Here is a 13,178-nt window from a genome sequence, read left to right on the forward strand (position 1 = left end):
GGGTGCCGCATACGCACCACGGCAGGTTATAGCGGACCGGGTGCCCGGCGCAGCGCCGTTCGGTGCGCGATCTAGCCCGCGACTCCTGCTGTACTGGTGTCCATGACCGTCTCCACACGCGTGCTGGACACCCGCAGCGGCCGCGCCGCCGCGGGGCTGCCCGTCCGGCTCGACCGCTACGCCGCCGACACCTGGGAACCCGTCGCCGAGGGCGGCACCGACGCGAGCGGCCGGTGGACCGACGGCGGCGACGGCGACGGCACCCCGCCCGGCACGTACCGCCTCCGCTACGGCTCGGGCGCCTACTTCGCCGAGCGCAACGAACCCACCTGCTACCCGGAGGTCGCCATCATCTTCACGATCCCCGACGACGGCCGCGACCACCACGTCCCCCTCACCCTAGGCGCCTACGCCTACGCAACGTCCATGGCCTTCTGACCACGCCGTCCGCACGCGGACCCCGGTGGGGTTTCGGTCAGTGACGTGCGGTTACGCTGTGCGCCGTTCCCGTTCGATCAGTGATGTGGAGTGCGTTCGATGTCCTCCTCCGAGCCCGAGACGCAGGAGTCCGAGTCAGGTCCGCCCGAGCGGCGCGGCCCCCTGGATCGGTTCTTTGATCTTTCTGGGCGTGAGAGCACTGTTGGGCGGGAGGTGCGGGGTGGGGTCACGACGTTCTTTGCGATGGCCTACATCATTCTGCTGAATCCGCTGATTCTGGGTGGGGCGGAGGACGTCAACGGGGACGTGCTGTCCATTCCGCAGCTCACCACCATGACGGCGCTGTCGGCGGCCGTCGCGACGTTGCTCATGGGGCTCGTCGGGAACGTTCCGATGGCGCTGGCCGCCGGGCTCGGGATCAACGCCGTCGTCGCGTACCAGGCGGCGCCGTTGATGACGTGGCCGCAGGCGATGGGGCTGGTGGTACTGGAGGGCGTCATCATCGTGCTGCTGGCCGTCACCGGCGTCCGCACGATGATCATGAACGCGATCCCGCTGGCGCTCAAGCACGCCATCGCGGTCGGCATCGGCGCGTTCATCGCGTTCATCGGCATGGTGAACGCCGGGTTCGTCACCTCCAGCGCCGAGAGCCCGCCGCTCTCGCTCGGCATCGGCGGGCACCTGGCGACGTGGCCGTCGGTGGTGTTCGTCGTCGCACTGCTCCTCATGATCGTGCTGTACGTGCGCAGGGTGCCGGGCGCGCTGCTGATCGGCATCGTCGTCGCGACCGTGCTCGCGGTGATCATCCAGGCGAACGCCGCCATCCCGGCCGAAGGCCCCGGGTCCTGGGGCGTGGTCGTCCCCGACATGCCGGACAGCTTCGTCGCCGTGCCCGACTTCGGGCTGTTCGGCCAGGTGGACGTGTTCGGCGGGTTCGGGCGCGCGGGCGTCCTCACCGCGTCGGTCGTGCTGTTCACGCTGGTGCTGTCGGGCTTCTTCGACGCGATGGGCACGATCCTCGGCATCAGCGACGAGGCGGGCCTGGTCGACAAGCTCGGCCGCGTCCCCGGCCTCGGCCGCATCCTCGCCGTCGACGGCGTCTCCGCCGCGTTCGGCGGCGTCACCAGCTCGTCGGCGAACACGGTGTTCGTGGAGTCGGCGGCGGGCGTCGGCGAGGGCGCCCGGACGGGCCTGGCCAACATCGCCACCGGCCTGATGTTCGCCGTCGCGCTGTTCCTGACGCCGCTGGCGGCGATCGTCCCGGCGCAGGCGGCCTCCCCCGCGCTGGTGCTCGTCGGAGCGCTGATGATGGCGCAGGTCGCCAAGATCGACTGGACGGACCTGGCCTACACGATCCCGGCGTTCCTCACGATCGTCTTCATGCCGTACACATTCTCGATCACCAACGGCGTCGGCGCGGGCATCATCGCCTACACGCTCATCATGGCCGCGCGCGGCCGGGCCCGTCAGGCCGGATGGCTGCTGTGGATCGTCTCGGTCGTCTTCGTTCTCTACTTCGGTTTGAACATCGTGGAGGAACTTCTCGGCGTCAGATGATTTCCTGGGGAGGCAGTACTCAGGCGAGGGCGAATCCCCGGCCTCCACCCCGGGTCTGAAAGGCGTGCCGTGACGACACCCCACGCAGTGCAGCGTCGTCACGTCCTGCTGGCGCCCGACCGGTTCGCGGGGTCGCTGTCGGCGGCCGAGGTGGCGCACCATCTGGCGGTGGGGCTGCGGCGGGTGCGGCCCGGCGTGCCGGTGGTCGAGCTGCCCGTCCCGGCGGCGGGCGACGGGCTGGCCGAGGCCGCCATCGCCGCCGGATGGAGGCGGGTGCCGGTCGAGGTCACGGGTCCGACGGGACGCCCCGTCACCGCCGCGCTGGCGGTCGAGCGCGACACGGCCGTCGTCGACCTCGGCACCGCCGCCGGACCGGCCCTGCTGCCCGACGCGCGCCCGCGTCCGCTCACCGCGACGAGCCTGGGCGCGGGCCAGCTCCTCGCCCACGCCGTGCGGCGCGTCGGTGCGCGCCGGGTGGTGCTCGGGCTGGGCGGCAGCGCCGCCGCCGACGGCGGCGCCGGGCTCATCCAGGGCCTCGGCGGACGCCTGCTCGACGCGCAGGGCCGCGACCTGCCGCCCGGCGGCGCCGCGCTGCGCTCGCTGCACCGCCTCGACCTGCGCGCGCTGACCGACCTGTCCCGGGTGGACGTCGTCATCGCCGGGGACGCCGCGTCGCCGCTGCTGGGCCGCGCGGGCGCCGCCGCCCCCTACGGCGCGCGCGGCGAGGCGGCGGGCGCCGAGGTGCGGGCGCTGGACGCCGGGCTGCGCCGCTGGGCCGACCTGGCCGAGGCCGCCGTGCGGCGCATCGCCCGCGACCGCGCCGGGGCGGGCGCGGCGGGCGGCGCCGGGTTCGCCGCGCTGGCGCTGCTCGGCGCGTCCGCGCCCGGCACCGGGTTCCTGCTCGACCTGCTGGGCTTCCCCGGGCTGGCGCGGGAGGCGCGGCTCGTCGTCACCGGCGAGGGCGTGCTCGACGTCCGGACGCTGCGCGGCCGCACCCCGGCGAGCGTCGCGCGGGCGTCGGCGCGGGCGGGGGCGCCGGTCGTCGCCGTCGCCGGGACGCGCGGCCTCACCGGCGAGCAGTCGCGCCGGGCCCGCCTCCACGCGGTGTACGCGCTGACCGACATCGAGCCCGACGCCGCGCGCGGCCTCCGCCAGGCCGGACCGCTACTCGAACAGCTCACGGTGGCGATAGCGGACGAATGGCTGCCGCCGTTGACCCCCCGAAGCTGACAGATTCCGCCGAAGCGGACGTTTCCCCACATGGACGACGGTATTCCGGGGAGGTACCCCGGAGAACGGCGGGCTGGAGGCGCACCATGAAGATCGGCGTACCGCGCGAGATCAAGAACCACGAGTACCGCGTGGCGATCACCCCGGCCGGGGTCCACGAGCTGACCCGGCACGGCCACGAGGTGTTCGTCGAGCGCGGCGCCGGTGAGGGATCGGCCGTCCCGGACGAGGAGTTCGCCGCCGCCGGCGCCAAGATCCTCGACACGGCCGACGCCGTCTGGGCCGAGGGCGACCTGATCCTCAAGGTGAAGGAGCCGGTCGAGGGCGAGTACCACCGGATGCGGCGCGGGCAGACGCTGTTCACCTACCTGCACCTGGCCGCGTCGCGCGAGTGCACGGACGCGCTGCTCGACGCGGGCGTCACCGCGATCGCCTACGAGACCGTGCAGCTCCCGAACGGCGGGCTGCCGCTGCTGGCGCCGATGTCGGAGGTCGCCGGACGGCTCGCGCCGCAGGTCGGCGCGTACAGCATGATGCGCTCCAACGGCGGCCGGGGCGTGCTGCCCGGCGGCGTGCCGGGCGTGGCCCCGGCGAACGTCGTCGTCATCGGCGGCGGCGTGGCGGGGCTGAACGCGGCACAGGTCGCGGTCGGGATGGGCGCGTCGGTGACCGTGCTGGACGTCAACGTCGACAAGCTCCGCGAGATCGACGCGATCTACCAGGGGCGCCTGCGGACGCTGATGTCCACGGTGTACACGGTCGGGCAGCGGGTCCGTGAGGCCGACCTGGTGATCGGCGCCGTCCTCATCCCGGGCCACAAGGCGCCCAAGCTCGTCTCCAACGACCTCGTCGCGCACATGAAGCGCGGCTCGGTGCTGGTCGACATCGCGATCGACCAGGGCGGCTGCTTCGAGGACTCGCGGCCCACCACGCACGCGCACCCGACGTACCGGGTGCACGGGTCGGTGTTCTACTGCGTGGCGAACATGCCCGGCTCGGTGCCGAACACCTCGACGTACGCGCTGACGAACGTGACCGTCCCGTACGCCCTCCAGATCGCCGACCTGGGCTGGCGCGACGCCCTGCGCGCCGACCCGGCGCTGGCCCTCGGGCTCAACACGCACGACGGGCGGCTCGTCTACGAGCCCGTCGCCGAGGCCCACGGGATGGACCACGTGCCCCTCGCCTCCGTGCTCGGGACCTGACGCACCGTAGAGTGGCCCCATGGGCGAACTGATCGTGCTCCGGCACGGTGAGACCGAGTGGAGCCGCGTCCGCCGCCACACCGGCCGCACCGACCTGCCGCTGACGCCGCACGGCGAGGAGCAGGCCCGCGCGCTGCGGCCGGCGATGGAGGGCCGGGCGCCGGTCCTGGTGCTGTCCAGCCCGGCCGGGCGCGCGCGGCGCACCGCCGAGCTGGCCGGGCTCACGGTGGACGCCACCGACCCCGACCTGTGGGAGTGGGACTACGGCGGCTACGAGGGCATCACCAGCGCCGAGATCCGCGAGACGCGCCCCGGCTTCTACCTGTGGGACGACGGCGTCGTCCCCGGCGACGCCGACCACCCGGGCGAGAGCGTCGAGCAGGTCGGCAAGCGCGTGGACACCGTCCTGGACCGCGTCCGGCCCCGGCTGGACGACGGCGACGTCGTGCTCGTCGCGCACGGCCATCTGCTGCGCATCCTCACCGCGCGCTGGCTCGGGCTGGAACCGTCCCAGGGCCGCCTGTTCGCGCTGGCCACCGGCACCGTCTCCACCCTCGGCACCGAGCACGACCGCCCGGTGATCACCTCGTGGAACGTCCCGCCGTCCTGACCCGCGCGCCCGGAAGGAACGGGACGGAACCGCATAGACTGCTGCGTGCGGGCTCCCCTGGCCAGCGCCCACGGCAGCGAGATGCGAGGACGACGATGACGACCGGCGGGCAGACTCCGACGCGCGGCTACACCGCCACGAAGGACCAGCTCCAGACGCGCCTGCGCCGCATCGAGGGCCAGGTGCGCGGCATCGAGCGCATGGTCGAGGACGACCGCTACTGCATCGACATCCTCACCCAGATCAGCGCGATCCAGGCCGCGCTGGACAAGGTCGCGCTCGGCCTGCTGGACGGTCACGTCCGGCACTGCGTCGCCGAGGGCGCCGAGGAGGGCAAGGCCGACGCCATGTCCACCGAGCTGATGGCCGCCGTCGGCCGCCTGATGCGCCGCGGCTGACCCTCAGCTCGGCCCGGCGGACGGGTCGGGGCAGGGCGGGCCGGTGTGCTCGGACGCCTCGACGAAGAGGCGGAGCCCCTTGAGGAACGCCCGGCGTTCCGCGGCGTCCAGGCCGTCCAGGGCGGTCCGGGCGGCGGCGAGCTTGGTGCTCGCGAACGCGCGGGCGGTCTCCTGCCAGGCGGGCGCCACGTCGATGATCGCGCGGCGGCGGTCGTCCGGGTCGACCTCGCGGACGACCAGGCCCGCGCGCAGCAGTTCCCCGACGAGCTGGCTCGCGGTGGCGGCGCCGAGCCCGAGCCGTCCGGCGATCTCCCCGACGGCGCTCGGGCCGGTCAGCGTGAGCGACACCATGACCGGGACGTGCCGGGGTCCGAGGCCCTGTTCCTTCGCGCGGACGATGAACTCGGGCGGGCCGGGCCCGTCACCGGGGCGTTTGAGGCTTTTCGCGACGCGTCCCAGCAGCATGACCAGGGCGAGGAGGTCCGGGTCCACCGGTTCGCGGGAGCTCATGGCTTGAAGTTCAACATATTTCATGGTGCACTGCCAATACCTTGAACTTCAAGACTTGTTGGAGTCGAGGGTGGCGGCCCGACACCCGAAGGGAACTCTCCCCATGCCCGAAAGCACGACCAAGGCGCCCCCTGAGGGCGCCGCACCACCGCCGCGCGACGACTCCGGCGGCGATCGGCTCGACCGGAGCATCATCGTCCTCGGCCTCGTCGTCATCTCCGGCACGATCATGGCGGTGCTGGACACGACGATCGTCAACGTCGCCCTCCAGACGCTCGGACGCGACTTCGGCACCGGCCTGTCCACGATCCAGTGGGTCGTCACCGGCTACCTCATCGCGCTCGGCACCGTCATCCCGCTGACCGGCTGGGCCATCGACCGGTTCGGCGCACGGCGCGTCTGGATGACGTCGATCGTCCTGTTCGTCGCGGGTTCCGCGCTCGCGGGGGCAGCGTGGAACATCGAGTCGCTGATCGCGTTCCGCGTCGTGCAGGGACTCGGCGGCGGCATGCTCATGCCCACCGGGATGAGCATCCTGACGATGGCCGCCGGGCCGCGCCGGATGGGCCGCGTGATGAGCATCGTCGGCGTGCCGATGCTGCTCGGGCCCGTCCTCGGCCCGATCATCGGCGGCTGGCTCGTGCAGAACGCCGACTGGCGCTGGATCTTCTTCGTCAACCTGCCGATCGGCGCGCTGGCCCTCGCGCTGGCGCTCTGGAAGATCCCGGCCGACGGCGCCCACGGCGGGCGCGCCCCGCTCGACCTGCGCGGCCTGCTCCTGCTGCCGCCGGGGTTCGTCCTGCTCATCTACGGCCTGTCCACCGCGAGCGGCCACGGCGGCTTCGGTGACCCGGCCACGCTCGGCTGGCTCGCGGGCGGCCTCGCGCTCGTCGCGCTGTTCGTGCTGCACAGCCTGAACCGCCGCGAACGCGCGCTCATCGACGTCCGCCTGTTCGCGAACCGGACGTTCGGCGCCGCGTCGATCGCGGTGTTCCTCGTCGGCGTCGGCCTCATCGGCTCGCTGCTCCTGCTGCCGCTCTACTACCAGGAGGTGCGCGGCGAGGGCGCGTTCACCGCCGGGCTGCTGCTGGCCCCGCAGGGCATCGGCGCCGCGCTGGCGATGCCGCTGGCGGGCCTGCTCACCGACCGGTTCGGCGCCGGACGCGTCGTCCCGGTCGGGATCGCGCTGCTGACGCTCGGCACGATCGCCTACACGCAGGTCACCGACACCACGTCGTACTGGCTGCTCAGCGCGTCGCTGCTCGTGCGGGGCCTCGGGCTCGGCGCGACGATGATGCCGACGATGACGTCCGCGATCGTCCGGCTGCCCCGATCGGCCGTGCCCCGGGGGTCCAGCTCGCTCAACATCATCATGCAGCTCGGCGGATCGTTCGGCAGCGCGCTGCTGGCCGTGCTGCTGGCGCGCGGCATCAGCGACCGCGTCCCGGGCGGCGGGGGCGGCGAGGCCGGCTTCGGTGAGATCCCCGACGCCGTCCGCGAGCGCATCGCCCCGCAGATCGCCGAGGCGTTCGGCACGACGTTCTGGACGGCCCTCGCGCTCACGGCCGTGCTGATCGTGCCGGTGCTGTTCCTGCCGCGCAAGGGCGCCGGAGCCCACGACGACGCCCCGGTGCCCGAGGCGGCGCCGCACCTGTAGCGGGACGTCAGGACGCCGCCGTCAGCTCCTCGGCCTCCGGAGCGGCACGCGTGAGGTCGAGGGCGCGGCGGGCGTCGGGCGAGTACCGGTACCGCTCGGGGATGACGCGGGTGGTGCGGTACAGGCTCTTCAGCGTGAGCGTCGCGGCCAGGTCGGACGTGGGCAGCCCCGGCAGCCCGTACATGCGGCGCGCCCAGCGCGGCAGCGTCGAGACGACGAGCGTGCCCACGGCCGGCGCGGCGAGCTTCAGCGGCATCAGCTTGCGCGGTACCGCCGGGTTGAACATGCGGCGCAGGCCGAGCTTGGCCTCCTCGCACGCCCAGATCTCGCCGCGCATCGCCGCGTAGTAGTCGCGCATCTCACCGACGCTGCCCGGCACCGACGCCGGGTCGAGCCCGACGACCTCGGCGGCGCGGCGCTGCTCGTCCACGAACGCGTCGGCCTCGGCGGCGGTGAGCGGGACGCCCGCGCGGCGCGCGACGTCCAGGTAGGAGTCGACCTCGCCGAGGTGGACCCAGAGCAGGTTCTCCGGCTCGTCCACGGCGAACGTCTCGCCGGTGGTGAGGTCGACGCCGCGCAGCCGCGCGTGCAGGTTGCGGACGCGGCGGCCGACGCGGTCGACCTCGGCGTGCGTGCCGTAGGTGCGGACGCGGACGAACTCGACGGTCCGCTCCAGCCGCGCCCACGCCGAGCGCGGGTCCATCAGTTCGGAGTTCTGCGCGGTGCCCCACATGGTGCGGGGGTGCAGCGCCTGCAAGAGCAGGGCGCGGATGCCCCCGACGATCAGGACGGGCTCCCCCATCACACGCCAGGTCACCGATCCGGGGCCGAACAGGCCGTGGTCGGTGTCGTTCGCGAGCGCGGTGGTCATGGACCGCTCCTCTCGGCTCCGGCCTCCAGTGTAATTGATGACTTACACGCGGGGCCAGGGGCCCGCGCCTCACACCGTGCGGTCGTCCTCCAGGTCGGGGTCGTCGTCCTCGTCGTCCACCTCGACGTCCGGGCCGTCGACGTCCGGGTCGTCGTCCTCGTCGTCGATCTCGGTCTGCTCGGCGATCCACGTCAGATAGTCGAGGCTGCCCGCCGTCACCGGCGTGCCGATGATCTCCGGGGTGTCGTAGGAGTGCAGGTCGGTGATGAGCGAGGCCAGCTCGTCGAACCGGTCGGTGGTGGTCTTGAACAGCACCATCCACTCCTCGGCGGTCTCGATCTCATCCTCCCACCAGTACGTGCTCTGGATCGGGCCGACGAGCTGCGCGCAGGCGGCCAGCCGGTCGGCCACCGCCGCGCGCGCCAGCTCGGCCGCCTCATCCCGCGCGTCGACGGTCGTGGTCACCTGTACATACGAGCGTGCCATGCCGGGACTCCTTCCCCCTGTGGCGGAACGACACCCCTGGCCACGGCGGTCAGCGGGACGGGCGGACGACGAGGGCGCTGCCGCCGCCCCGTCGCGTCGGCTCGGCGACGGCCTGCACGCGGCCGTCGCGAAGGAACTCCAGGCCCGTCGCCGCGCCGATCGTCCCGGCGGGCGGGCCGGGGAACAGCGCGACCTGGTGGCCCTTCGCGGTCAGCGCCGCGCCGTAGCGGTCGAGGAAGCCCTGCTCGGCGAAGACCTGCGGCGTGTTGCGCTGGGTGGCGCGGGGCGCGGCGAGCGCGGTGGGCAGGTCCATGCCGAGGTCGATGCGGTTCAACAGGATCTGCAGGACGGTCGTGATGATCGTCGAGCCGCCGGGGGTGCCGACCGCGAGCTTGGGGCGGCCCTTCTCCAGCACGATCGTCGGCGCCATGCTGCTGCGCGGCCGCTTGCCCGGTCCGGGCAGGTTCGGGTCGGGGGCGGCGCCGGGCGCGGGCGGCTGGAGGGTGAAGTCGGTCAGCTCGTTGTTGAGCAGGAATCCCCGGCCCGGGACGGTGATGCCGCTGCCGCCGAACTGCTCGATCGTGACGTTGTAGGCGACGACGTTGCCCCACTTGTCCGCGACGACCAGGTGGGTCGTCTGTGGGCCCTCGTAGGTGAGCGCGGCGCCCGTCTTGCCGGGCTTCGGGCACCGCTCGTAGCGGCCGTCCGGGCTGCCGGGCGCGACCGGCGCCTGCGCGGCGCGCGCCGGGTCGATGCGGCAGGCGCGCTCGCGGGCGTAGCCGCGCGACAGCAGCTCGCGCAGCGGGACCTTCACCTGGGCGGGGTCACCGACGTAGCGGCCCCGGTCGGCGTAGGCGAGCTTGGACGCCTCCAGGTACAGGTGCAGCGCGGCGGCAGGGTCCTTCTTGTCGAGCTCGAACCGGTTGAGGATGTTCAGCGCCTCACCGACCGTGGAGCCGCCGGACGACGACGGCGGCATCCCGTACACGTCCAGGCCCCGGTAGGAGACGCGCGTCGGCTGCGGGCTGAGCGCGCGGTAGGCGGCGACGTCGCGGGCGGTCATCAGGCCGGGGCGGACGTTGCGGGTGGCGGCGGGGTCGACCGGCGGGCGCTGGACCGTCCGGACGATGTCCTGCCCGATCCGCCCCCGGTAGAACGACGCCGGTCCGCGCTGGGCCAGCTCCCGGTAGGTCCGGGCGAGGTCGGGGTTGCGGAACGTCGAGCCGACGGCGGGCGGGCGTCCGCCCGGCAGGAACAGTTTCCGCGTGGGGACGATATCGGCGAAACGGGCCTGATTCTGCGCGGTCTGATCGTGGAATTCTTGATCGACCTTAAATCCCTTTTCGGCCACGCCGATCGCGGGCTTCAGGAGCGTGCCGAGATCGCGGGTGCCGAACGCGCGCAGCGCGCGGTCCCACTGCGCGACCGTGCCCGGGACGCCGACGCCGAGCCCGCTCGTCACCGCCTGGTCGAACGGGATCGCGGTGCCCGTCGCGGGGTCGACGAACGAGTCCGCGCGCATCGCCCGGGGCGCCGTCTCGCGGCCGTCGAAGGTGTGGACGCGGCGGGTGCGGGCGTCGTAGTACGTGAGGTAGCCGCCTCCGCCGATGGCCGCGACGTACGGCTCGGTGACGCCGAGCGTCGCGCCCGCCGCCACGGCCGCGTCCATCGCGTTCCCGCCGCGCTTGAGCACGTCGAGCGCCGTGCGGCTGGCGTCGAGGTCGACGGTGGCGACGGCGCCGCCCGAGCCGGTGGCGACCGGCGTCTTGGCCGGGGCGGGCGCGGCGGTGGCCGGGCCCGCGAGGGACGCGGCGAGCGCGGCGGCCGTGGCGAGGGCCAGGACGGGCGTCGTGCGACGGGACACAGATCCTCCTGCGGGACGCGAACCCGACCACGGTGCCATTGATCTTGCCGTGGCGCCAGTCCCGGACGGGACGGACAGCCCGGGACTTTCTGACATTTAGCCTTAAATCAATGCGCACTTACCGGGTCGTAGGTAATTCTGTCCTGCCACGGGAGGTGCGCATGAGCCGTTCGGTGTTCCGCAGACTGCCGGTCGAACAGGCCGTAGGCGACCATTACGGCGGGCGCCACCGGCTCCGCGCCGTCTACCGCACCCCCGACCTCGTCGTGCTCGGCCTCGGCGTGATGATCGGCGCCGGGATCTTCTCGATCGCCGCGCGGCAGGCCGCCGGGACGGCCGGGCCCGCCGTCGTCGTGTCGTTCCTCATCGCGGGCGGCGTCTGCCTGCTCGCCGCCCTCGCCTACGCCGAGATGGGCGCGCTCGTGCCCGTCGCGGGCTCCGCCTACGCGTTCACCTATGTCGCGTTCGGGGAGATCTGGGGATGGCTGGTCGGCTGGTCGCTCGTGCTGGAACTGCTGCTGGCGGCGTCGGCCGTGTCCCGGGCCTGGTCGCTGTACGCGGCGCAGACGCTCGCCGGGTTCGACGTGCCCGTCCCCGGCTGGCTCGGCGGGCTCATCGGGCAGCGCACCGGCTTCGACGTGTTCGCGCTCGCGATCCTGGCGCTGCTCGTGCTGCTCGTGGCCATCGGCGGGCGGGTCGGGCTGCGGACGCTGTGGCTCATCGTCGTGGCCAAGCTCGCCGTGCTCGGGCTCGTCGTCGGCGTCGGCGCCACGTACTTCGACGCGGGCAACCTGCGGCCGTTCGTGCCGCCCGCGCGGCCCGCGCCGTCCGGCGGGACCATGCTGGAGTCGGCCGTCAGCGCGCTCACCGGCGGCGGGCCCCAGGTGTTCGGCGTCTGGGGCGTGCTCGCCGCCGCGCCCGCCATCGTGTTCGCCTACATCGGGTTCGACCTCGTCGCCACGGCCGCCGAGGAGACCGGCGACGCGCCGCGCCGCGTGCCGCGCGGCATCCTCGGCGCGCTCGTCGCCGCGATCGTCGGGTACACGGCGGTCGCGCTCGTCCTGACCGCGATGGTGCGCTACGACCGGATCGACCCGGAGGCGGCGACGCTGAGCGGCGCGTTCGACGCCGTCGGCGCGGGCGGCATGGGCCGCGTCATCGACATCGGCGCCGTCCTCGGCCTCACGACCGTGATCCTCGTCGTCCTGGTGGCGCTCACCCGCGTCGTGTTCTCCCTCGGCCGCGACGGGCTGCTGCCCGCGTCGCTCGGCCGCACCGGCCGGTACCGGGTGCCGACGCGGGCGACGCTGGTGGCGGGCGGCGCGGCCATCGTCATGACGCAGACGGTGGACGTCCTCGCCCTGGAGCCGCTGGTCGTCATGGGGGCGCTGTTCACGTTCCTGTTCGTCGCGGCGGCCGTGCCCGCCCTGCGCCGCTCCCGCCCCGACCTGCCCCGCCCCTTCCGCGTCCGCGCCCCGCGCACCGTCGCGACGGCGACGATCGTCCTGGTGGTGTGGCTGCTGAGCAACCTGCCGTTCAGCACACTGGGATGGTTCGCGTGCTGGATGGCGGCGGGCCTCGCCGTCTACCTCCTGTACGGCCGCCGCCACAGCCACCTCCGCCAAACCGACCCACCCCCGCCACCCGCCTCCCGCACACCCACGCAGAACCCCGGACCGTTCACACCACCCCCGCCCGCACGAGACGCCCGACCGTTCACGCCACCCCCACGAGGCGGACCGCCCACCCACGACCCGCTCTCTCCCGCACGAAACGCCGGACCGCTGGCGCCACCCCCGCAAGGCGGACCGCCGTCCCACGGTCCGGCCTCTCCCTCGCGGGACGCCGGACCGTTCGCGTCGCCCCCGGAGGGCGGGTCGCCCTCCCACGGTTCGGCCTCTCCCGGGCGGGACGCCGGGCGGTTCGCGCCGCCCCCGCCGGGCGGGCCGCCGTCCCACGGTTCAGCCTCTCCCGCGCAGAACGCCGGGCCGTTGGCACCATCTCCGCAAGGCGGAGCGCCGACGCACGATCCCGCCTCGCCCTCGCGGGACGCCGGGCCGCTTGCGCCGCCCCAGCAGGGCGGACCGCCGACGCACGATTCGCCCCCTCCCGCGCGGGACGCCGGGCCGCTCGCGCCGCCCCCGCAGGGCGGGTCGCCTTCCCACGGTTCGGCCTCTCCCTCGCGGGACGGCGGGCCTTCTCCGCGGGGTGGGCGGTCGTCTGATCCGTTCGCCGTTCCGCCCATGGACGTTCCGCGTCGGGGGCGCTACCGGCGCGACGCCCCGCAGTGAGCGATCGATCGCGACGCTTGACCGGGTGGGGCCCGGTGGGGTCTCATCGCGTGGACACTCC

General features: G+C 73.7%; 12 protein-coding genes. 8 read left to right on the plus strand and 4 right to left on the minus strand.

Annotation, left to right across the window (positions count from 1 at the left end; genetic code table 11):
• The first annotated feature begins 102 nt into the window (after positions 1 to 102).
• The 6 genes from uraH to C229_RS0110080 all read left to right on the plus strand — a co-directional run bounded on the left by uraH (position 103) and on the right by C229_RS0110080 (position 5,438).
• Positions 103 to 438 (plus strand): hydroxyisourate hydrolase, encoded by a 336-nt coding sequence (gene uraH, locus C229_RS0110055; RefSeq protein WP_018654942.1) that lies wholly within the window; start codon positions 103 to 105, stop codon positions 436 to 438.
• A 99-nt stretch (positions 439 to 537) separates the two neighbouring features.
• Positions 538 to 1,995, plus strand: a complete 1,458-nt coding sequence (locus C229_RS0110060) for an NCS2 family permease (protein WP_026313638.1) — start codon at positions 538 to 540, stop codon at positions 1,993 to 1,995.
• Positions 1,996 to 2,082: 87 nt separating this feature from the next.
• A complete protein-coding gene (locus C229_RS0110065; protein ID WP_018654944.1) occupies positions 2,083 to 3,225 on the plus strand; it encodes a glycerate kinase in 1,143 nt (380 codons plus the stop codon).
• Positions 3,226 to 3,311: 86 nt separating this feature from the next.
• The gene (gene ald, locus C229_RS0110070; protein WP_018654945.1) at positions 3,312 to 4,430 is read left to right on the plus strand and encodes an alanine dehydrogenase; all 1,119 of its coding nucleotides are present in this window, start codon (positions 3,312 to 3,314) and stop codon (positions 4,428 to 4,430) included.
• A 19-nt stretch (positions 4,431 to 4,449) separates the two neighbouring features.
• Positions 4,450 to 5,040, plus strand: a complete 591-nt coding sequence (locus C229_RS0110075) for a histidine phosphatase family protein (RefSeq protein ID WP_018654946.1) — start codon at positions 4,450 to 4,452, stop codon at positions 5,038 to 5,040.
• Between the two features lie 95 nt (positions 5,041 to 5,135).
• The gene (locus tag C229_RS0110080; RefSeq protein ID WP_018654947.1) at positions 5,136 to 5,438 is read left to right on the plus strand and encodes a metal-sensitive transcriptional regulator; all 303 of its coding nucleotides are present in this window, start codon (positions 5,136 to 5,138) and stop codon (positions 5,436 to 5,438) included.
• Positions 5,439 to 5,441: 3 nt separating this feature from the next.
• On the opposite strand, the gene C229_RS0110085 is transcribed toward C229_RS0110080, so the two are convergent.
• Positions 5,442 to 5,948 carry a MarR family winged helix-turn-helix transcriptional regulator gene (locus C229_RS0110085; RefSeq protein ID WP_018654948.1) on the minus strand — a complete coding sequence of 169 codons (507 nt, stop codon included), beginning with the start codon at positions 5,946 to 5,948 and terminating at the stop codon, positions 5,442 to 5,444.
• A gap of 103 nt (positions 5,949 to 6,051) precedes the next feature.
• Between C229_RS0110085 and C229_RS0110090 the strand changes: the two genes are divergently transcribed.
• A complete protein-coding gene (locus tag C229_RS0110090) occupies positions 6,052 to 7,605 on the plus strand; it encodes an MDR family MFS transporter (RefSeq protein WP_018654949.1) in 1,554 nt (517 codons plus the stop codon).
• 7 nt (positions 7,606 to 7,612) lie between these two features.
• Here C229_RS0110090 and C229_RS0110095 read toward each other — a convergent pair whose 3' ends face one another.
• The 3 genes from C229_RS0110095 to ggt all read right to left on the minus strand — a co-directional run bounded on the left by C229_RS0110095 (position 7,613) and on the right by ggt (position 10,826).
• Positions 7,613 to 8,476 carry an oxygenase MpaB family protein gene (locus tag C229_RS0110095; protein WP_018654950.1) on the minus strand — a complete coding sequence of 288 codons (864 nt, stop codon included), beginning with the start codon at positions 8,474 to 8,476 and terminating at the stop codon, positions 7,613 to 7,615.
• Between the two features lie 69 nt (positions 8,477 to 8,545).
• On the minus strand, positions 8,546 to 8,962 hold the full coding sequence (cutA, locus tag C229_RS0110100) for a divalent-cation tolerance protein CutA (RefSeq protein WP_033424220.1): 417 nt from the start codon (positions 8,960 to 8,962) through the stop codon (positions 8,546 to 8,548).
• A gap of 49 nt (positions 8,963 to 9,011) precedes the next feature.
• Positions 9,012 to 10,826, minus strand: a complete 1,815-nt coding sequence (gene ggt, locus C229_RS0110105; RefSeq protein ID WP_018654952.1) for a gamma-glutamyltransferase — start codon at positions 10,824 to 10,826, stop codon at positions 9,012 to 9,014.
• A 161-nt stretch (positions 10,827 to 10,987) separates the two neighbouring features.
• On the opposite strand from ggt, the gene C229_RS30115 reads away from it, so the two are divergent.
• A complete protein-coding gene (locus tag C229_RS30115; RefSeq protein ID WP_018654953.1) occupies positions 10,988 to 13,117 on the plus strand; it encodes an amino acid permease in 2,130 nt (709 codons plus the stop codon).
• The last annotated feature ends 61 nt before the right edge of the window (positions 13,118 to 13,178 follow it).

Source organism: Actinomadura flavalba DSM 45200, from assembly GCF_000374305.1.
Classification (GTDB): domain Bacteria; phylum Actinomycetota; class Actinomycetes; order Streptosporangiales; family Streptosporangiaceae; genus Spirillospora; species Spirillospora flavalba.